Raw genomic sequence first — 17,493 nt, 5'->3', positions numbered from 1 at the left:
AGCGAATGAAATCCCTGCTCCTTTCGGGGAAGGTGAAGCCTGATATGGGTGGATAAATCTTAGATCTCTACAACCAGATGGTTCTCAAAGGCATCAGCCCCACCATCAAGACAACCATAGATAAATCAAACATGACATTTGTTACAGTTATGAACAAACAAATCATTCATACGGCTCCCAACGGCAAGAAATACTCAATCCAAATCAGGAAGTACACTCCTAGAGACTGCTTCCGGCTGATGGGTGTACACGAAGCCGACATAGACAAGCTCCTGAGCAAGGAGAAGTCGGGAGCCAGCATCATCTGCAAGAGCAAGCTCTATGCCCTCGCAGGAAACTCAATAGTCACCAACTGCCTGACCGCTATGTTCGAGGAACTGATTTTCCCTTCGGGTAATCACTACCACGACAAGACTGGTCAGCTATCACTCTTCTAGCTTATGGATATTTTCGGATATATTAAGGTAGGCAAGCGCATCAGTAAGGCGCATAAAGCCCTCTTTACTCACAAGACCATGGTACTCTGGTACAAAGGAAATCCAATCATCGGAACGATGTACGATGGCTTGTGGTATCAAAAAGACTTGAACGGAATGTGTGAACAATTAATGTTCCAGTCCGAAGTAACCAACGTCTCATTCTTACCTTCACCAAATGAAGACAGAGAAAGAACAAATCCTAGCCATCATCGCTGAGATTCAAGACAAGAGAGAAGCCGCTCACATCGTGCCTCCTCACGTCAGAACCACAGAGATTATCAATCGGGGATTCCACAAGCCTTATCAATCCCTCAATGAGTTAGTCAGAGAAGGCAGGATAAACTGGTGCAAGACCCTCAATGATATGGCATTCACTATCAGAAAACAATAATCAAATCAATATGGAAAAAGAATTAAAAATCATTTTAAAGGAGGAACTGGAAGTATTATCAAAGCAAGCTTACGAGTCTGCCAAGAATAAGGGCTTCTACCCAAAGGATGTTAATACCGCATTTCTTCTGATGTTCATCATCGTGGAAATGAGCGAGGTATTGCAAGCCGACAGAAAAGACAGACACGGCTCCATCGAAGACTACGAGAGCATGATTAAAACGAGCTGGGATATGCCTACCGCCTACAAGAACACGCTGGATGGTACGGTAGAGTCTGAGTTTGCCGACATCGCCATTCGCATCCTCTCACTCTTGGGTTGGATCATGGATGGAGACAAAATCGAGCTATCAGAAGATGAAGACCTCATAGGTGAGTATAAGCTGGCACGTTATATCTTCGGATTTGATTTAGCCGGAGACCTATACCGCATCATCGAAAAGATGGGAGTCTTGGACTTGGATAGTTCACCAAGCTGGTATCTCGCAAAATACCTTCAGGAGCTTCTGATGGACATCTTTGCGATTGCCCATAGCAACAACATCGACCTGAAAGAGCAGATCAGGCTGAAAATGAAGTATAACGAAACTCGTCCGTATCTTCACGGATATAAATACTAGGAGGACAGCCGTATGTTTGGAATAGAACAAATGAGTAGAAGGTGTCTCATAGAATTGTCGGATGGCAGCAAGATTCTTGCCATCCTGACAATCCCGAAACCCACCAAGCCCATCTTCCCAGAGAAAATGGAAAGAGAGTTTATAGAAAGTTTTAAAAAGCAGCAGCCAAATATGGTCAACAAGGTTGTTAAGTGTCACGTAATGAGAAATTAAGCATATGGAAGATTTACCTATTGGAGCAGAAGTCGTGTTAAAGGTAGTTGAACACGAAGGTTGTGATAATTGTTTTTTCTACGAGATTGCAAGCAATATTAATGCGGATGTTTGTGAGCGAATCAAGTGTGCTCGTATCGAGCGAAAAGACGGAAAGAATGTTCAATTCATAAGAGTAAAGTAATATGGAGACAAAGATAAATGTAGCGGCTATCCTAAAGGATAAGCCGCAAGAAACTAAGTTATATGACTTGTTATATAATATAGATGTAGAGTTAGATACCATCTGTACTACAGATACAGGAACAGTAGTTTGGTGTACGAATGAGACTGATAATAATACTACTTGCCTTCGTGGCTATTCCGAATTTGGTACAGTAAGAGGAGGACTTAATGGCTTACAGATTCTCCTACCTTCTAAGGAAATGCGAGATTGGAATAAATTCGCTTGGAAGAAGGGAGATATTCTTGTTCACAAAGAAGGAAATGTACATATTATCTTTGAAGGTTTTGATGATGATACCTACAAAACGTTTCATGGTAAGCATTATCTTTTGGAATACGAAAATAGTACAGAAAGATACGAAGAGAATGATGGCTACATGCAAACTTCTTTATTTAGCAAAGCGAAAGAAAGTGATGCTCAGACCTACATCAGCACCATCGAGGAGCGATTGGGCGGAAAACTTAATCGTGAAACCTTGGAGATTGAGAAGACTCAGCCTGAGTTCAAGGATGGGAATATTGTGTTTATGAAAGGAATTAAACTTTTTGCAAATTGTATTTTCATCTTAAAAGGTGAATATAAAGATGGAGACGAAAGAGCCTTTTACTATGCTTTCTATAATGCTGACGATAAATTTGCTGTAGCTGAATATTGTAATACAAAAGTTCATTATAGCCTCCGCTCAGCAACAGACTCCGAGAAGCAGCAACTCTTTGATGCTCTCGCAAAGAAAGGCAAGACTTGGGATGCTGAGAAGAAACAGATTGTGGATTTGAAGCCAAAGGTTGAGCTAAAACCATTTGATAAGGTGCTTTGTCGAAATTCTAAGGATGATACTTGGGAAGCTGATTTCTTTGCTCGTCTTACACGAAAAGAAATTGATTACACGCAGAGTGGTAAGTATTTATGTGTAGGAGATTTATGGATGTATTGTATCCCTTACAACGAAGAGACAGCACATCTACTAGGAACGACTGATGATTGGAAAGGAGGTGAAGGATGAAAGGATTATGTAGTTACTGCTCCAGATATTTTTTTTGTAGCAAAAGACCCAAACAAAATGAGGAGGATGTAATACTTTGTTCAAGCTTTACACAGAATAATGACAACGAAGAAACCATTTGGGAGCAGAGAAGATATGAGATAGCAAAAGATGTTGCAGCAGGTCTTGTGCAACGTCCTAACTCTACGTATGACAGTATTGTTAATTCTGCCATCAAAATCGCAGATAAATTAATAGAACGTTTAAAGGAGAAGTAAGTTATGATAGACGATAAGAAAATAGAAGAAGCTGCACAAGGAGCAGCAGACTTGTATGAGCAAGACTTGCCTATAATGTCTTATAATGAAGACACAGAGGTTGACGGTCAGCATCACTTCTGCCAAGAATTTGGCGCTGAGTTGTTTAAAGATGGTGCTAAGTGGGCTATCAAGGAGTTCTTGAAAGATTTGTGGCATGACGGCGAAGAAGTACCAAAAGAAAAGAATAAATCTGTTCTTATGTGGTTCGAATCATATTCTGTCGGTGAAAGAGAATTAGATAATGATGAATATTACGACTTGTGTAATACAGGGAAAGATGGATATGATGAGGATACTTGGAAGATGATTTGCGATGAAGGAGGATGGTGTTCTAAGTGGCTTTACCTTGATGATTTGCAGAAAGGAGGCAAACAATGAAAGAGCTTAAAGTTGGAGAAAAAGTTACTATTGAAGCCGTGGAGCAGGAGGGTTGTGATGGTTGTTTTTTTCTTCCGATATGAATCATACATGTAATGACCCATACAAAAACAATGAAGGAGACGATATTTTTGAGTGTAGAGAATCAAAGCGTTCAGACCACAAGAATGTAATCTTTAAAGAAGTTAAGGATCAGTTGCAGCACCTTCTCTTTGGCTTGAATATCAACTCAGAAATGGAGGTGTAAGTATGAAAAGAATAATAGCAATTATAAAGTTTCCTATATACGCAATGGCTGTATTATTGTTTATTCTATCAATACTGATAGCAAAAGGTATATTGTGTATCGTAAGATTAAAGCATTCTGATTTCGACAATCTTCCTAAGTTCTTGCAAGACAAAGCAAGGAAGCTGTCAAATGTGGTTGAAAATTTAATGAATTGATTGTTTAACGCCTTCGGGCATAAATAAATAGTAATATGAATATAGACAAATTAGAAAGAGCAAATATCTTAGCCAAGAGTTTGATTCCGAAAGCAGATGAACTCTTAGCTATGTCTTCAAATTCATACAATGGTAAACTTGCTGATGCCCTTTGGGGGCTATCACAGTGTGATAAGGAATTTGAGACTAAATTCAAGCAACTTCTGAATGAAACAAAACAGAGATTGCAAAAAGAGTTTGATGAGCTTTAGTAACTAACCATCCCTTATGGGATATAAATATAAGTAATATGAAAAAGTACATTGGAACAAAGGTCATTATGGCAGAGCCTATGACTATGACAGAAGCACAGAAGGTGCTTGGTAGAGAAATTAAGCCAGCAACCGTTGAGGAAGATGGTTACTTGGTAGAGTACAAGGACGGATATAAGTCTTGGTCTCCTAAGAGTGTGTTTGATGAAGCATACAAGCCTTTCGAGAATTTCATGGATAGACTCCGTATTGAGTATAATGAGTTGAGTGACAAATTAGGAAAGCTAAATACCGCTTTACAGAAGGATGATTTCCGTGAAAAGGTAGGAGACTATCAGTATCAGTTAGCAATACAACAGAAAGTCGGCATGGGTATATATTTAAGCTCATTAGAAGCTCGTATTATAGAGGCAGATTCATACTCATTTTGTAAATCGCCTTCATTATGCAAATCAAAAGGCAAGTAACATCACCACCCTCTCCTTGGCAACAGGGAGAGGGTAAAAAGAAGAGAATATGGCAGAGATTATTTACTTTGGAACGAAAGGGGGTTCCGGTCATTATCCTATTGGCATTGACAAAACGCTGACAGGAGCAGAGTATGAGATATGGTGCGAATGCGATAATGAAGCTTGGATAAATAATATCCGAAAAAATCCTGGTCGCCACGTTATCAAACATCACGGAGAGGTTTATACAAATTATGGTGTTCCGTTCTCTGTAGACGAAGACAGAGTTGGAGATCATACCGAATTGTTTTGGAAAGGCATTCATACAGAAGAAGAAATTGTCAACTTGATAAAGAATGATTCATTTTTATCAAGGCAGTTTAAATTAAATAAGGATAAATAATAAGTAAAGTTAAATGCAATATGGCACAAGAAGGATGGATATGCCCTAGATGTGGAAAGGTAAACGCACCTTGGGTAGTACAATGTTCCTGTAATAGAAACACTCAGATATTACCTAAAGTCGGTGCTCCTTACTATGAAGGAGACCAAGCAACGTGTAACGCAAAGGAGGATAAGCAATGAACAAAGAAAAAGCTATCAAGAAAATACAGTATGCTAAAATGCAAGTAGCTTCTGTATATGCCTGTTCTGCTATCTTTGATGAAAAGACAGAGGTAATAGAAGACAGACAGAAAGAACTTAAAAAAGCGATTGTTAATTTACATGATGCACTTAAAGAGTTGGAGGATTGATTATGGACAGAAATCAAGCTAAAGAATTTTATCCTATTCTGCAAGCTTATGCTGAAGGAAAGGTGATAGAAACTAGAACAGACCCAAGTACATTAAAAAGAAAGGATACTCCGAATGATTGGACGGAAATGAAGGAGATTGAGTACTGGAATAATACAGAGTATCGCATCAAGCCAGAGCCAAAGTACCGCCCTTTTGCCAACGCAGAAGAGTGTTGGGCTGAAATGCTCAAACATCAGCCTTTCGGGTGGATAAAATGCAAAGAAGGTTATTTCAATATCGTTTATGTTGATGACTACTATGTAGGCTTGGCAGATCCCGATGGTAGCTCCATCTCGCTGGCATCAAAAAACAGCTACCAAGACAACACCTTTGCAGACGGTACTCCATTTGGTATTAAAAGTTGAGGAATAGTTATGGCTTGGGTATGTGTTAATAGTTTTGGTACAGAACTTATATTTGAAACAGAGCCTCACAGATCTGCATATAGCTGGAGAGACGATTATGGTTCTTGCAAATGCATAGAAATACCACAAGGTAGCATCAGGAAACTCATCGGAAGAGAACTTACTTGGAACGATGAGCCAGTAGAACTTAAAGGAGAATAGTTATGGTTACACAAAAATGTATAGAATATACTATAAATGGTTCTACTTACAGAACAGAGCCTTTATGTACTCCTTGGGAAATTGAGAGCCGATTACAATCTCTACTTAATTCTTATGGCTTAAATTGGTTTAAGTCTAGTGTAAAGATAATAGTACAAGTTTAGAAAAATAGCTTATGAAAATAGAAAATATTAAGTTTAAGGCAAAACGTCTTGACAATGGCAAGTGGGTTGAAGGTTACTTCTATGCTGAATGTGATAACACTTACATCATCGAGGATAAGCAGAGTGAATCAATGCTTAATAGAAACAAGGCACATCAGGTTGACCCTTTAACGGTCTGCCAATTCACAGGTCTGAAAGACAAGAATGGAACATCTATCTATGAGGGGGATATAGTTAAGCACAAAGATAACAATGCGGAAAGAATAGGTGATATTAATTGGGATAGTAAAGCTTTCTGCTTTGGGCAAGGTTTATTAGTTCATTACTCTTCTGAAGATATGGTCGTTATTGGCAATAAATTCGATAAAAAGAAATAGCGTATGAAGAAGATTATATTATTATTTGTATCGGTTATATTCCTGCTCGTTTCTTGCAACGAGAACAAAGGAATTAATGTTCCAAAATCAGACTCTATTAATGAAATTAAAGTAGAGAAACTGTTTGTTGCGGATGGTATAACCGTATATCGTTTTTATGATGGTGGCAGAGTGGTTTATTTTACCAACAAAAAAGGCGAGGTAAAGGCTCGCCATGACGAATATGACCCTGCAACAAAAACCATAAGAACAAAGGTAGTAGAAACTTTATGTAACGAAGAATAATTATGGATAAAACAGATTTACATTCATCATTACTCTTCCTGATGCTTAAACTGGAAGAGGCGAAGAGCAACCCGATGATAGACAAGAACTTCATTGTTGCATTAACGGAAGTGCTCAGATATTTCCGTGATAATGGAGAATTGAAGAAAGCCTACGAGAGCAAAAAAGATTCGTTGGCAGACATGGCTAATAGTTCTTGGATGAAAGCACTAAAGGAATATGTTTCCGCCAAAAATCAGGAAGTCGGAGTTGATGCAGAGTTACCTGATATAGATGAACTTATTAAGAAACTCACTTCTAATGAGTTCATCGAAAAGAAAATCAAGGATATTCTTGGTGATCAGGCGAGTAAAGAGGAATAGTCATGGAAAGATTAACTAAGGCTATGGATAAGTATTTGTCTGAAGCTATCGCTGAATGGGATAAGGAGAAAGCTGCCGGATCAGATAGAAGAAAGGTCAGAAACTAAAATAAAAATAGTTATGAAAATAGAAATTGCAAAAGTTACAGATTGGGAACGAGTGGTGGATGCTGCTCGCTTCACACAACGAAAAGAACCGCTGGGTAAGGAGCCTAGCGATGAGTTCAAGAAACAGATGATTCTCAGCGAGCACTCGCCACTGAGATTGCTGGAGTTCGATATTAAGATGTATGGCATACCATACTGGGTGAGCAACCATTTTGTTCGCCACGTTCACGCTCAGCCATTCGTTTCAACCTCCCGACCGGATATTACGGGCTCCAAGGTATCTCGCCACGATATGCGTCAGGATGATTTGGTCAACTTGCAGCTATCCCTCAACGCTCAGGAGATCATCAATATCTCGAAGCTGAGACTATGCAGTAAGGCTGCAAGAGAGACGAGAGAGATTTGGTATAAGGTACTTGACGAGTTGGTTCGTATTGAGCCTTACCTCGCATCCGCTTGCGTTCCTCAGTGTATATACAGAGGATTCTGCCCAGAGCAGAAGTCATGTGGAAGAAGTACTTATTCTTCCTATGAAATAATCAGAAGAGAATATAAAAAACTTAATTTATTGTGTGTAGATAGTATATGAAATATCCAAAATATAACGTCAACGAGTTTGTCGGTGGGCACTTCGAGTACACCACACCCTGCCCATTCGGCATTAAAGGCAAGTACACAAATGAAATCCTGATGGTTGGTAGCCTTGCTTGCCAGCGATGCGAGCACTTCCGAGGAATCAACAAAGAAGATGGTATCGTATCTTGTGGAATCGAATAGTAAAAAGAGTGCAGCCTATCTGCATTCTTCTTAATAATTAATCAAATTTAATATATGAATACAAAGAAAATCTCAATTATTCAGCGCATCACAGAGCGCATCCTTGGCAAGAAGTTCTATATCGCAGTCATTGCCAATAAGGGAACCAGCAACTACTTCGTTAACTCTACCATCTATCGCTCAGAAGATGATGTTATCGCTTATCAGAAATACATCACCACTGACGAGAGAATGAAGGAGAGCTTCGATTTCGTCTGCTACTACTCCTTCCGTTCCAAGTTCGACTTCCGCATACCTCTTGGCGGTAAGCCATTATCTCTTGAAGAGGCAAAGGAACTTAGCAAGAAATAAGGTATGGGAAAGTTGATTGACCTGAAAGGAAAGCGGTTTGGCAGACTTTATGTCTGCTGCCGCTCCGGCAAATCCAGTAAGAATGGTGTTTATTGGATATGCAAGTGTGATTGTGGCAGAGGTGTTTCTGTCCTATCCTGCAATTTGCTCCGAGGAGTGACCCAGTCTTGCGGTTGTCTCAGAGCAGAGAATGCCAAGCTTCGCCTTCGCCAGTACAACAAGAAGAAGGCAAAAGTAAACGGATAATAATCTTTTCTAACCAAAACTTCGTATATTTGCAAAATGATATTCAGTTATATTAAAGACAAGTGCCGGAACATTCAAGGTTTCCTGCATCGAAAGAATTTCGTAGTGCTTGATGGTAGAGCCAATTCTGTTACTCTCTCGCAGGGCATCTACAACCATATTATGCAGATAGAGCGCACAGATAGCTCCATCTTCGTCTTCCGTATCTCCAGCAGAGGAACATACGGATTCTGCCTGAGAGAGGACTGGGAGGAACTTCGCAAGTCTCAGACTATCTTCTGTCCGCTCCAGTACAATCAGGAGCACAAGAAGATTGGTTTCCGAAGCGAACGTCCATCGGTTACAGCCATCCTTGATGATTACAATCTCCCACTCAACAAGATGGTGCGCCTGACCTGCATTCCTCGTAAGAACAAAAATGGCGAGCCATACTACGAGATCATCCGTCCAAACACATAACAATACAAATATGATTAAAGAAGTATTATTTCAAGGTCTTTCCCACTCGCCTTCCGACCACGAAAGTCAGGAGGGTGAGTCGGGAACTTGCCTGAACCTCATCAACGAGGATGGAGCACTCCACCCTATCCACCAGCCAGTGGTGGTTGATTCTGCCATCACCATACCTGATGGAACCAGCATCGAACTGATTCACAAGGTTGCTCACAATAATACCATTCACTCCCACTACATCATCCGTAATGGCAATACTTGGTATTGGACAGAGAAAGGTGGAAACGGAAGTGAGAACACCATCAGTCTTGGCAATTTCCAAGTCAATGCCGTAAGTGCCATCGGAAATATCTTGTGCTTTGTGGGAGAGGAAAACACCAAGTATGCCTATTGGAACGGAAGCGATTACACTAGTTTCGACTTATCTGCCATTAACTATAGTGCAATTATCTCAAATACAAAGTCGGTTGTATGCAATGCTTCCGTTAATCTTGGTGATGATTGGGATTCCGCTTTTGTGTCAAACAAGTATTATTCCAATAGAACAGATACTTCTCTTAAAGGTGCATCCATCATTTTCAATGCTTTGGATGCGCTGATCAATAAGCAGTTGGAGGAGAATGGCACGGAGTATTTCAAATATACCGTTTTTGGTGTAATCGCCATCCGTCTATATGATGGTGTATCATACATCAATATATCAAATCCATTCATTCTTGCACCTGAAACAACATTCAACAAGTTTATCTGGTATCAGGAGAAAAAGGCTGTTGGTACTAGCACAAGCCTTCATACTCACTCCATCGTTATCAATATGGATATACCCGAAGGTCTTGAAGACCTCATCAGCGGTGTAGATGTTTATCTTTCCCAGCCGGAATCATTTATTGATACGGAGAAACAAACCAAAGGTATATCACGATATAAGTGCTACCTTTGGAACGACAAAATGGCATCAGGAGTTAATTGCGATGCTTTTCAATATCTGTCAGAGGAAGATGTATATCAGTCTTTCGAGAAGAAATCTTTCTATCTGAGCACAAGCATCAGCAAGGATAAATTCGGCACAGCTATTCCTCTCAAACGAGTATTGGAGACCGAGGAAAGTATTTCTCTTGCAGACTTTCAGAGAAGCTCATTTGGCGGTCAATGTTCCATTACATACAACAACCGCTTGCATATCGGAAACGTAAAGAAGACCATCTTCAATGCTTTCGATACGAATATTTTCTCCAGCCGGAAAGTCTCGAATAATCAGATGTACCTGAATGAGTACACTGATCTTGCCCCCAATAAAACACTCTCTACCGATTACATCTGTGATGCAGTATATCAGGTCAGCATCAGCGATAATAGTATCAAGAGAGATATTTACTACAAGGGAAAGCTGCAATACCCTCTCAGCCCTATCTTGGCATATCCTAGCACTCTTGCTACGGCTATGACCATTTACTTCTATCTCCCTAAATACAGCAAATACTACTCAAAGAAAGTTAAGCTGAAACCTTCCGAGACGTTCGGAATGTCTTACTATATCAACATCAGTAAGAACCGCTCGACACCAGTTGCAGCAGATAGACAGACTTCAAATACTTTGAACAACGAGGGATTTGGAGGAAGAACAGATGCACCAACAGAAACAGAAAGTTCAGAGTTGTCTGATTATATGTATCGTTATCACGATGATGCCGGACTTCCAGCCTTTATGCAAGTATATCGCCATAAGCTCATCAAGAGCGGTTCTTCTGGTGGAGACTTTGGAGGTGGCAGCACTAAAGCAAGCGAAACCAGTGGAGGAAACTTTGGTAGCGGAAGTGGAGTCATTATCCCTTCTGAATATACTTGGGATTCTACACCGATTGATACGGGAGACTTCACCGAGATTACGGAAGCCGAATATAATGCTGCATTAAGCAAGACCGACAATCAGAAGTATGTCTCTCAGCAGCCTAATGTAGTCAAGGTCAGCGAAGCCGAGAATCCGATGGTGTTCCCTGCCAAGAACTCGGTTCAGGTTGGATCATCCATTATCAATGCGCTTACCGCCAATACCCGACCAATCAGCGAGGGTCAGTTTGGCGAAGCTCCTCTCTATGCTTTCACAGATGAAGGAGTATGGGTGTTAATGACCAATCAGGAAGGAACCTACGATGCCCGACAGCCAGCCAACAGAGATATTTGCTCCAACCCTAAGGGTATCTTGCAGATTGATGATGCCGTTCTGTTCCCTACGGAACGAGGAATCATGATGCAGCGAGGCAGGGATTCCGAGTGTATCACAGATGTGCTTGATGGTTATCCGTTTGTCTTCACCCAGATATTCAAAAACGACTATCAGAAGAAGCTGCTTGCCCTTGGTGGCATTCCTGAATCTGATACCCAATATATCCGATTCAGAACATTCCTGCAGAAGGCAAGTCTGATCTATGATTATTACGATAACCGCATCATCGTGTTCAGACCCGACTACACCTATGCGTATGTGTATTCCTTGAAGAGCAGAATGTGGGGAACGATGCACAACGTGTTCCGTTCCACCGTCAACTCTTACCCTGAGTCTTATGCCATCAATCAGAGCGGAAAGATTGTTGACGTATATGTCAAGGAGCCATCGGGAAGCGTTTCCTATTTCTTCTGTACACGTCCGTTGACTCTCGGTCAGGAGAATATCCACAAGACAATGTTCAAGAGTATCATCCGTGGTTATTTCCGCAACGCTGCAAAAGGTAAGGTGGGTGTGGTGCTCTATGGAAGCAACGACCTTTTCAACTGGTTCTACATTCATTCTTCCGTCAACCAGCTTCTTGCTGGTATGGCAGGATCACCTTACAAGTATTTCCGCTTTGCGGTAATGGGCAGTCTCAGCTACGATGAATCCATTCATAGCGTAGGAACAGAGTTTGTTGCCCGACTGCAAAACAAGCTTAGATAAGTTTTTCTTCATAAACATAAATTTATATTAAAACAAAAAGGGCAGCCGTCTGTGAAGATAGCTGCCCTTGCTTTTTCGTTAACCATAAGTCTAGAAAGGATGAAGCCTGATTCTCGCCCTTACAGCAGAGCGATTACTTGCATTCTTTATTTTTTCCTTCTTCTCTTCCGCCAGTGCCCAGAATCTGTCTGCACCTTCGGGATAGACCACCATCAACCATTCGTATAATGCCTGATTCACGATATAGTCGTGAATATACACGGTCATGGTATGTACACTCGTAGAAGAGAATCCCTTTGGCATTCTCAGAGCCAGATAGTAGGCTTCCTCCTCATTGGTAGGAGAACCGATGCACTCTGCCCACTCGTTCGAGTCAAAGCCGCCACAATACATTTCTACCTTGGTAAAGCGGAAAAGCATTTCCCTGCAATCCTCTACGGCTGAATCCAATATTCTAGCCAGTTTATCACGGTTGCCTTCCTCAGATACGTCAAACACATTTTTCAACTGCTTGGCATCCATATCTTTCTGACTGGCATAAGAGTCAGAAAAAGAAAAAGCCGTATTCTTGATGTCGTATATCAACTCCTTCTTTTCCAACTCTATCATCACTTTATATCCCTTATTGCAATGTTTCATATCCTACCATCCTATCTTGTTGGTCTTTTACGCATATAGAGAATGGCATCCATCTTCACCAGCAAAGCGTTTGCCTTGCTGAGATAATCTTCTGCCTTATCCCTAGAAACTACTAAGCACCAATCTGCTACAATCTTATTTACTACATAGCTGAAAGCTGTAGTTTCCAAAGTCTTCACCAATGACTCCTTAAAAAGAGAGCTTACTCTCAGTCCGAAGATTTCCTCTTCTCCCGAATCACTCTTCTCTGTAGCAAGAACGCTCTCCAAGGCTACGGAAACGTCATTGATGGCATCATTCCAAAAGCCTTCCAGCATTTCCCTATCTGCATCCGTCACAAACACTTGATCATACAGACTCTTGCCGTTTGCATCCAAGTTCTTGCCACCGATGTAAGCGGTAGTCTTCGCCACCTCCTCATAGATGCTACTTTTTGTAATTGAAATTGATAAATTTGCCATTCTTGTGTTTCCTATAGATGATTAAACCTAAAATGATGAGCAGGGCGCACATCGCTCCCATCGACCACATCGCATACTTCAACTGAAACTGCTCCCACTTGGATAGCTGCTTCTCTACTGGATAGGGTACTGGGATGGAGTCTCTTCGGATGAAGGAATCCACCCTTACCTTATACTGGGTCTTCATAACCACCTTCTTGTGCCATCGGTCAACGAACAGGGTATCTCCCTTCTGTGAACTTGATACCGAATCGTGCACGAAAATGCTGTCAGAAGTGTGCAGGGTATCGCATTTTACTACGTCACGATATACGAATTTCTCCATCGGGACGTAGGAAGTCTTACATCCCGACATAAGAAATGCTACCAGCAGCATAGCCAAAATGTAGATCAGCAACTGCCATACATCTGAATCATACCACTTCTTCATAAGCCTATACTTTTAATGCAGCCTTAGCTCTCTTCAAGAATGTTCGTCTGTGCTCCAAGCCGTAGGTGCCGCCATTGATGGTCTTGGTGATTGCTAGGAAGCTATCACTATCAGCCAGCTCATTCAAGCCGTGCTTCCACCACCACCACATCGCACTCTTGGTTGCACCCAATGGCTGCTCCAGCAGTTCGGGATGCTCCATGATGTCACCTCTGCAGTACTTGCTCTTCTGGTAAGCCTGATAGTTGGCTCTGCCCGTAATCTGAATCAAGCCCCTGCCCCTATACTTGTAGCCATCGCCATCTTTCAGGTTGCCTAGCATATTCTTCAACTTGCCCTCATCATACTTGTGGAAGTAAGCCTTGTTGCCCACCTCCTTGGTATATCTCAGCTCGCTGGTTTCGTGGGCTATCTGAGCCAAGAAATGTGCCATTCGCTTCGGTGTATCAATATGGAAAACCTCGGCATAGCCGTTGATGTAAGGCAAGAAAGCATCCACCTTATCCTTGGCATTTGGCATAATCTCTAAAATCTGTTTTCTTGTTACCTTCATAGTTACTTGCCCTCCTTCACTTGTTGTTTCTGCATATTTGCGAGTTCGTTCTTCACCATACTCTCAAAGTTGCCCAACTTAGTCTTAAAATAAACGTTTACCCCGAATATCGCTCCAGAGTAAACCAACGTCTGGCTGACGTACCAGAGTACACCATCCGAAACTACATAATTATTGAGAAAGAATGATAGGAAGGTGAGGACAACACCACTCGCTAACATTCCAATAGCTGCACCATATTGCAAACCTTCACGCACGTTTGGAGTCATATCTTATCTTTATATATTATTAATAATATGCAAAGATAAGATATGTTCCCGTAACTATTATCTTATCCGTTAATGTTGTGCCATATCTTGCTTGTAGGATGCAAGCAGTCAGGGTCTTGAAGGTATTCAATAGCCATCATCACCACCATTTCCTTCAATTCCTCCTCATCCTTGCTATATTGTTTCAGCAGCTTATGATGGTCGCTTCTGAGCAGATTCATCGTAACCGCCAAGTCAAAGATGTTGTAGTCGGAAATATCATCCTTATGCTGGTCAAAGGCTTCCTTTATCTCCTCGTCCGTAAAGAAAGGAGCCATGTGCTTGGTTCCATCCTCATCCTCGTACCACATTTTCTTGATGGCATCATCAGCAAAGTGCTTGTCAAAATGCCCTTCGCTTAATACACCATACACCATCGCACAAAGATGATGTACCTCTACATCGCTCAACTTATATGAGAGATACTTACCCATAGCCTTGGCTATACTCAACATCTGTTCAGGAGTCATATCCTGCTGATACTTATCAACGAAATCTACAAAATCCATAATATATAAAAATTAAGAGTTTATGATGCTGCAAAGATACATATATCTTGCGCTGAGCACCATAAACTCCCAAAGATTTCTGTAGCCATCTGAATATCAGAAGAATACAGTTACGATAAAACACCTCCTTTCTTTATTCGTCCTTGAATTTAGTTCTCTTCTCGCCACCCCTCGACCAGATGTCGTTCTTCTTGCGCTTCGCCACCTTGCCCAGTACGTCATTCTCGTAAAGGTCGGGATTGTCTTCCCTGCCTTGGGTCTCCGTAGCAATACCTTTGTTGGCATTGCTGCCTTGGTCGGCATTGTCCTTGCCATTGCCATACCATTTCTTTTCGTTTTCCTTGTCTGCTATCATATCTTAACACTAAACATTAATAACTAATCACTATGCCGAAAGCGGTGCATACTGCTCGCTAGGCTGCACACCCTGACCGCTCATCATCTGCTGCAGCATCGCCTGAGCCTTCGGATTGCTCTGGGATGCCTGATCCACTTGCTCTTGCAGTTGAGGAGAGAATCCTTGTGGAGTCTCGCCATTCTTGATTGCCTCCTGCTGGGATGATACCGACTGCAGAAGTTCGTCACCGAATGGGAAATCACCTACCTGCAACAACTGCTCCAAGGTGATAGCCTGAGCTTGCCACAACTGCATCAGGAAGTCGTTTGCCATCTGACGATATACAGGAGTAGCCGTACTCTCGGTGATATTGATGTCAAACTCTACATCACGAATCTTCTTCGGATCATAGCGAACAATCTGTCCTGCCCTGCCAACGATGTTGAAGTTGCGAGCCACATCATAGAACTGCTGCATATTCTTCACCGTCTTGTAAGCACCATCAATGATAAACTGGCTGAAACTCTCCAAGATGTCAAGCAGCGACATGGTGGCATTCTGTGTCTGCTGGGCATAGAGTGAACCACTCGTACCCGACACTCCTGGTTTACCCTGCAGCGCACCATTCACACCCGATATATCCTCGAAGAACTTCAACTGATAGTTGAGCAAGTCACCGATACCGATGTTCGTTGAGTTATTGGCTACTTGCTGAGGAACCTGACCGCTATTGTTCGGCTTGTATCTTACCACTCCGTTGAATCTACTCCACTCGTCACAGAAATCATCCCAGCTCATATCATCCGGCAGACAATCCTCAGGACAGAGCAGTACACCCTTGGCACTCGCCCTCATAATGAAGTCGTACATCGTGATCAGCCTGTTCACATATCTCTGCTGGTCAATCACATCTTCCACGAAGCTATGAATCTCGCCATCAATAAACGGATAGAACTTGAAGCAGTATGGATGCTCTCCGTGGGCATAAGGAGTCTCACCTTCTCTAAGAATATCACCGAAAGGAGAAAGATAGTAGAAGTGCCAGTAATCATCCATAAACCACTCGGCTTCTATCTGAGGAATATCCTCTTCCATCATGCCAGCAGCCATACCTCTCCTTATTCTGTCTCTATTCTCTGCATCTACAATCTCATCACAATCTTCAATGTCAATCTTGAAATCGTCACCATTGTTATAGTCGTGGCAGCGATAGCGTGGCTTACTCTCCTTGCGCCATACCTCAATCACTCGGCAGAGTGAAGGATTGGCAGGATTCATGAAGTCGATGGTCTTCGGATCAAACTCTCCGAAACGCTGGGTGCAGTCAGCTATCACGAAGTCTCGGTCAGCAGCCAGTCGGTAAATCTCCTTCAACTTCCTTGCTTCGGCAGGAGTTTTGGCAAATTCTCTCAGAACATTGCCGATGGTAATGTCGTGAACCTCGCCCAAGCAGCTAACATCCCAGCCACGGAAATCCCTCATATTGTTATCTATGAAGAAATTGTTCGGATTCACATAGTCTGTCCAGCAATCCAACCTTCCCCTTCGCCATCCATACTTTTTCTTATAGATAGCCGCACCGCTGATCAGGAACTCCTCCATCGTTCGGGCATCCATTTCCGTCTCTCGGTTCAGTTGTCGGTTGCATTGCAGCACCACACTCATCGTTTCGCCATACCGCTTTTCATCCTTATCCCTCGCATTGCAGGTAGGTTCCTTGCTTTGGGAGCGATACACACCCAGCACATTCTTCACCAGCCTTCGGATCAGGTTGTTCTTCAACGGCTCACTACCCTGCTCACGGATATAGTCTTCCTCTTTGATACGCTTGGTAAAGCCGCACCGATTCTCGATTTCAATGAGGTCTCCCCACTGGTCTCCATAGCAGTACCGCTTGTTTCTCTCCCTACGCTTTCGGAAGTTATCCATATTGTTATAGTATCGTTGTGCTTCCAGCAGGATGGAGAAGGCACGCTCGTATGGCTTGTCGAATCGGTTCTTGGAAGCTTTTACGCTGTCCAGTTCCTCTCTGTCCACCACCTTGCTCAGCGACAACAACTTTGCTTTTTCTTTCTTCTTTGCCATGA

At 42.1% G+C, this 17,493-nt stretch carries 30 protein-coding genes; 22 read left to right on the top strand and 8 right to left on the bottom strand.

Annotation, left to right across the window (positions count from 1 at the left end):
• Positions 1-149 precede the first annotated feature (149 nt).
• From DXD25_RS09470 to DXD25_RS09355, 22 genes are all read left to right on the top strand, one after another.
• A complete protein-coding gene (locus DXD25_RS09470; protein WP_147327892.1) occupies positions 150-437 on the top strand; it encodes a hypothetical protein in 288 nt (95 codons plus the stop codon).
• 3 nt (positions 438-440) lie between these two features.
• Entirely contained in the window at positions 441-695 is a 255-nt protein-coding gene (locus DXD25_RS16500) for a hypothetical protein (protein WP_147327891.1), read from the top strand.
• The gene (locus DXD25_RS09460; protein ID WP_117663230.1) at positions 655-870 is read left to right on the top strand and encodes a hypothetical protein; all 216 of its coding nucleotides are present in this window, start codon (positions 655-657) and stop codon (positions 868-870) included. Before DXD25_RS16500 ends, DXD25_RS09460 begins: the two co-directional genes overlap by 41 nt.
• A gap of 10 nt (positions 871-880) precedes the next feature.
• Positions 881-1,489, top strand: a complete 609-nt coding sequence (locus DXD25_RS09455) for a hypothetical protein (RefSeq protein ID WP_117663229.1) — start codon at positions 881-883, stop codon at positions 1,487-1,489.
• A 30-nt stretch (positions 1,490-1,519) separates the two neighbouring features.
• Positions 1,520-1,702 (top strand): hypothetical protein, encoded by a 183-nt coding sequence (locus tag DXD25_RS09450; protein ID WP_147327890.1) that lies wholly within the window; start codon positions 1,520-1,522, stop codon positions 1,700-1,702.
• A 185-nt stretch (positions 1,703-1,887) separates the two neighbouring features.
• A complete protein-coding gene (locus DXD25_RS09440) occupies positions 1,888-2,931 on the top strand; it encodes a hypothetical protein (RefSeq protein ID WP_117663223.1) in 1,044 nt (347 codons plus the stop codon).
• Positions 2,928-3,188, top strand: coding sequence for a hypothetical protein (locus tag DXD25_RS09435; RefSeq protein WP_117663221.1), 261 nt, complete (start codon positions 2,928-2,930; stop codon positions 3,186-3,188). Before DXD25_RS09440 ends, DXD25_RS09435 begins: the two co-directional genes overlap by 4 nt.
• 3 nt (positions 3,189-3,191) lie before the next feature.
• Positions 3,192-3,608, top strand: coding sequence for a hypothetical protein (locus DXD25_RS09430; protein ID WP_117663219.1), 417 nt, complete (start codon positions 3,192-3,194; stop codon positions 3,606-3,608).
• 479 nt (positions 3,609-4,087) lie between these two features.
• Positions 4,088-4,303, top strand: a complete 216-nt coding sequence (locus DXD25_RS09420) for a hypothetical protein (RefSeq protein ID WP_117663215.1) — start codon at positions 4,088-4,090, stop codon at positions 4,301-4,303.
• 38 nt (positions 4,304-4,341) lie between these two features.
• A complete protein-coding gene (locus DXD25_RS09415; RefSeq protein ID WP_187360464.1) occupies positions 4,342-4,770 on the top strand; it encodes a hypothetical protein in 429 nt (142 codons plus the stop codon).
• 49 nt (positions 4,771-4,819) lie between these two features.
• Positions 4,820-5,155 carry a hypothetical protein gene (locus DXD25_RS09410; protein WP_117663213.1) on the top strand — a complete coding sequence of 112 codons (336 nt, stop codon included), beginning with the start codon at positions 4,820-4,822 and terminating at the stop codon, positions 5,153-5,155.
• Positions 5,156-5,333: 178 nt separating this feature from the next.
• Positions 5,334-5,507: a hypothetical protein gene (locus tag DXD25_RS16695; RefSeq protein ID WP_158556322.1), complete on the top strand. Its 174-nt coding sequence runs from the start codon at positions 5,334-5,336 to the stop codon at positions 5,505-5,507.
• A gap of 2 nt (positions 5,508-5,509) precedes the next feature.
• Entirely contained in the window at positions 5,510-5,914 is a 405-nt protein-coding gene (locus DXD25_RS09405) for a hypothetical protein (protein ID WP_117663211.1), read from the top strand.
• Positions 5,915-6,290: 376 nt separating this feature from the next.
• On the top strand, positions 6,291-6,656 hold the full coding sequence (locus DXD25_RS09395; RefSeq protein ID WP_117663207.1) for a YopX family protein: 366 nt from the start codon (positions 6,291-6,293) through the stop codon (positions 6,654-6,656).
• Positions 6,657-6,659: 3 nt separating this feature from the next.
• Positions 6,660-6,941: a DUF4884 domain-containing protein gene (locus DXD25_RS09390; RefSeq protein WP_117663205.1), complete on the top strand. Its 282-nt coding sequence runs from the start codon at positions 6,660-6,662 to the stop codon at positions 6,939-6,941.
• 2 nt (positions 6,942-6,943) lie between these two features.
• Positions 6,944-7,303: a hypothetical protein gene (locus DXD25_RS09385; protein ID WP_117663203.1), complete on the top strand. Its 360-nt coding sequence runs from the start codon at positions 6,944-6,946 to the stop codon at positions 7,301-7,303.
• A gap of 120 nt (positions 7,304-7,423) precedes the next feature.
• A complete protein-coding gene (locus tag DXD25_RS09380) occupies positions 7,424-7,999 on the top strand; it encodes an FAD-dependent thymidylate synthase (protein WP_117663201.1) in 576 nt (191 codons plus the stop codon).
• Positions 7,996-8,187 (top strand): hypothetical protein, encoded by a 192-nt coding sequence (locus DXD25_RS09375; protein ID WP_117663199.1) that lies wholly within the window; start codon positions 7,996-7,998, stop codon positions 8,185-8,187. The genes DXD25_RS09380 and DXD25_RS09375 overlap by 4 nt, the downstream gene beginning before the upstream one ends.
• A gap of 54 nt (positions 8,188-8,241) precedes the next feature.
• Entirely contained in the window at positions 8,242-8,538 is a 297-nt protein-coding gene (locus DXD25_RS09370) for a hypothetical protein (protein WP_117663197.1), read from the top strand.
• A gap of 3 nt (positions 8,539-8,541) precedes the next feature.
• Complete coding sequence (locus tag DXD25_RS09365; RefSeq protein ID WP_117663195.1) at positions 8,542-8,784, top strand: hypothetical protein; 243 nt, start codon at positions 8,542-8,544, stop codon at positions 8,782-8,784.
• 36 nt (positions 8,785-8,820) lie between these two features.
• Positions 8,821-9,243 carry a hypothetical protein gene (locus tag DXD25_RS09360; RefSeq protein WP_117663193.1) on the top strand — a complete coding sequence of 141 codons (423 nt, stop codon included), beginning with the start codon at positions 8,821-8,823 and terminating at the stop codon, positions 9,241-9,243.
• A gap of 10 nt (positions 9,244-9,253) precedes the next feature.
• Entirely contained in the window at positions 9,254-12,169 is a 2,916-nt protein-coding gene (locus DXD25_RS09355; protein WP_117663191.1) for a hypothetical protein, read from the top strand.
• Positions 12,170-12,259: 90 nt separating this feature from the next.
• Here DXD25_RS09355 and DXD25_RS09350 read toward each other — a convergent pair whose 3' ends face one another.
• From DXD25_RS09350 to DXD25_RS09315, 8 genes are all read right to left on the bottom strand, one after another.
• The gene (locus tag DXD25_RS09350) at positions 12,260-12,808 is read right to left on the bottom strand and encodes a hypothetical protein (RefSeq protein ID WP_147327889.1); all 549 of its coding nucleotides are present in this window, start codon (positions 12,806-12,808) and stop codon (positions 12,260-12,262) included.
• An 11-nt stretch (positions 12,809-12,819) separates the two neighbouring features.
• Positions 12,820-13,269 carry a hypothetical protein gene (locus DXD25_RS09345; RefSeq protein ID WP_117663187.1) on the bottom strand — a complete coding sequence of 150 codons (450 nt, stop codon included), beginning with the start codon at positions 13,267-13,269 and terminating at the stop codon, positions 12,820-12,822.
• Complete coding sequence (locus DXD25_RS09340) at positions 13,235-13,699, bottom strand: hypothetical protein (RefSeq protein WP_117663185.1); 465 nt, start codon at positions 13,697-13,699, stop codon at positions 13,235-13,237. Before DXD25_RS09340 ends, DXD25_RS09345 begins: the two co-directional genes overlap by 35 nt.
• Positions 13,700-13,703: 4 nt before the next feature.
• Complete coding sequence (locus DXD25_RS09335) at positions 13,704-14,252, bottom strand: glycoside hydrolase family 19 protein (RefSeq protein ID WP_117663183.1); 549 nt, start codon at positions 14,250-14,252, stop codon at positions 13,704-13,706.
• Between the two features lie 2 nt (positions 14,253-14,254).
• Complete coding sequence (locus DXD25_RS09330; RefSeq protein ID WP_117663181.1) at positions 14,255-14,521, bottom strand: hypothetical protein; 267 nt, start codon at positions 14,519-14,521, stop codon at positions 14,255-14,257.
• Between the two features lie 62 nt (positions 14,522-14,583).
• Positions 14,584-15,069: a hypothetical protein gene (locus tag DXD25_RS09325; protein ID WP_117663179.1), complete on the bottom strand. Its 486-nt coding sequence runs from the start codon at positions 15,067-15,069 to the stop codon at positions 14,584-14,586.
• A 133-nt stretch (positions 15,070-15,202) separates the two neighbouring features.
• Entirely contained in the window at positions 15,203-15,424 is a 222-nt protein-coding gene (locus DXD25_RS09320) for a hypothetical protein (protein ID WP_117663177.1), read from the bottom strand.
• Positions 15,425-15,454: 30 nt separating this feature from the next.
• Positions 15,455-17,491 carry a hypothetical protein gene (locus tag DXD25_RS09315; RefSeq protein ID WP_233522255.1) on the bottom strand — a complete coding sequence of 679 codons (2,037 nt, stop codon included), beginning with the start codon at positions 17,489-17,491 and terminating at the stop codon, positions 15,455-15,457.
• Positions 17,492-17,493: the final 2 nt, after the last annotated feature.

The sequence above is a fragment of the Prevotella sp. TF12-30 genome (assembly GCF_003436715.1).
GTDB classification, from domain to species: Bacteria; Bacteroidota; Bacteroidia; order Bacteroidales; family Bacteroidaceae; genus Prevotella; species Prevotella copri_A.
The sequence above is the reverse complement of the archived record's forward strand: the minus strand, read 5'-3'. Positions and strand labels throughout refer to the sequence as shown.

What these genes read in the sequence shown, in the direction of transcription:
- DXD25_RS09350 (WP_147327889.1), bottom strand. Translation starts at nt 12,808, where the DNA reads ATGAAACATTGCAATAAGGGATATAAAGTGATGATAGAGTTGGAAAAG.
- DXD25_RS09375 (WP_117663199.1), top strand. Translation starts at nt 7,996, where the DNA reads ATGAAATATCCAAAATATAACGTCAACGAGTTTGTCGGTGGGCACTTC.
- DXD25_RS09365 (WP_117663195.1), top strand. Translation starts at nt 8,542, where the DNA reads ATGGGAAAGTTGATTGACCTGAAAGGAAAGCGGTTTGGCAGACTTTAT.
- DXD25_RS09335 (WP_117663183.1), bottom strand. Translation starts at nt 14,252, where the DNA reads ATGAAGGTAACAAGAAAACAGATTTTAGAGATTATGCCAAATGCCAAG.
- DXD25_RS09435 (WP_117663221.1), top strand. Translation starts at nt 2,928, where the DNA reads ATGAAAGGATTATGTAGTTACTGCTCCAGATATTTTTTTTGTAGCAAA.
- DXD25_RS09380 (WP_117663201.1), top strand. Translation starts at nt 7,424, where the DNA reads ATGAAAATAGAAATTGCAAAAGTTACAGATTGGGAACGAGTGGTGGAT.
- DXD25_RS09370 (WP_117663197.1), top strand. Translation starts at nt 8,242, where the DNA reads ATGAATACAAAGAAAATCTCAATTATTCAGCGCATCACAGAGCGCATC.
- DXD25_RS09320 (WP_117663177.1), bottom strand. Translation starts at nt 15,424, where the DNA reads ATGATAGCAGACAAGGAAAACGAAAAGAAATGGTATGGCAATGGCAAG.
- DXD25_RS09395 (WP_117663207.1), top strand. Translation starts at nt 6,291, where the DNA reads ATGAAAATAGAAAATATTAAGTTTAAGGCAAAACGTCTTGACAATGGC.
- DXD25_RS09405 (WP_117663211.1), top strand. Translation starts at nt 5,510, where the DNA reads ATGGACAGAAATCAAGCTAAAGAATTTTATCCTATTCTGCAAGCTTAT.
- DXD25_RS09460 (WP_117663230.1), top strand. Translation starts at nt 655, where the DNA reads ATGAAGACAGAGAAAGAACAAATCCTAGCCATCATCGCTGAGATTCAA.
- DXD25_RS16500 (WP_147327891.1), top strand. Translation starts at nt 441, where the DNA reads ATGGATATTTTCGGATATATTAAGGTAGGCAAGCGCATCAGTAAGGCG.
- DXD25_RS09415 (WP_187360464.1), top strand. Translation starts at nt 4,342, where the DNA reads ATGAAAAAGTACATTGGAACAAAGGTCATTATGGCAGAGCCTATGACT.
- DXD25_RS09430 (WP_117663219.1), top strand. Translation starts at nt 3,192, where the DNA reads ATGATAGACGATAAGAAAATAGAAGAAGCTGCACAAGGAGCAGCAGAC.
- DXD25_RS09455 (WP_117663229.1), top strand. Translation starts at nt 881, where the DNA reads ATGGAAAAAGAATTAAAAATCATTTTAAAGGAGGAACTGGAAGTATTA.
- DXD25_RS09420 (WP_117663215.1), top strand. Translation starts at nt 4,088, where the DNA reads ATGAATATAGACAAATTAGAAAGAGCAAATATCTTAGCCAAGAGTTTG.
- DXD25_RS09340 (WP_117663185.1), bottom strand. Translation starts at nt 13,699, where the DNA reads ATGAAGAAGTGGTATGATTCAGATGTATGGCAGTTGCTGATCTACATT.
- DXD25_RS09330 (WP_117663181.1), bottom strand. Translation starts at nt 14,521, where the DNA reads ATGACTCCAAACGTGCGTGAAGGTTTGCAATATGGTGCAGCTATTGGA.
- DXD25_RS09315 (WP_233522255.1), bottom strand. Translation starts at nt 17,491, where the DNA reads ATGGCAAAGAAGAAAGAAAAAGCAAAGTTGTTGTCGCTGAGCAAGGTG.
- DXD25_RS09390 (WP_117663205.1), top strand. Translation starts at nt 6,660, where the DNA reads ATGAAGAAGATTATATTATTATTTGTATCGGTTATATTCCTGCTCGTT.
- DXD25_RS09440 (WP_117663223.1), top strand. Translation starts at nt 1,888, where the DNA reads ATGGAGACAAAGATAAATGTAGCGGCTATCCTAAAGGATAAGCCGCAA.
- DXD25_RS09345 (WP_117663187.1), bottom strand. Translation starts at nt 13,269, where the DNA reads ATGGCAAATTTATCAATTTCAATTACAAAAAGTAGCATCTATGAGGAG.
- DXD25_RS09360 (WP_117663193.1), top strand. Translation starts at nt 8,821, where the DNA reads ATGATATTCAGTTATATTAAAGACAAGTGCCGGAACATTCAAGGTTTC.
- DXD25_RS09470 (WP_147327892.1), top strand. Translation starts at nt 150, where the DNA reads ATGAACAAACAAATCATTCATACGGCTCCCAACGGCAAGAAATACTCA.
- DXD25_RS09325 (WP_117663179.1), bottom strand. Translation starts at nt 15,069, where the DNA reads ATGGATTTTGTAGATTTCGTTGATAAGTATCAGCAGGATATGACTCCT.
- DXD25_RS09410 (WP_117663213.1), top strand. Translation starts at nt 4,820, where the DNA reads ATGGCAGAGATTATTTACTTTGGAACGAAAGGGGGTTCCGGTCATTAT.
- DXD25_RS09450 (WP_147327890.1), top strand. Translation starts at nt 1,520, where the DNA reads ATGAGTAGAAGGTGTCTCATAGAATTGTCGGATGGCAGCAAGATTCTT.
- DXD25_RS16695 (WP_158556322.1), top strand. Translation starts at nt 5,334, where the DNA reads ATGAACAAAGAAAAAGCTATCAAGAAAATACAGTATGCTAAAATGCAA.
- DXD25_RS09385 (WP_117663203.1), top strand. Translation starts at nt 6,944, where the DNA reads ATGGATAAAACAGATTTACATTCATCATTACTCTTCCTGATGCTTAAA.
- DXD25_RS09355 (WP_117663191.1), top strand. Translation starts at nt 9,254, where the DNA reads ATGATTAAAGAAGTATTATTTCAAGGTCTTTCCCACTCGCCTTCCGAC.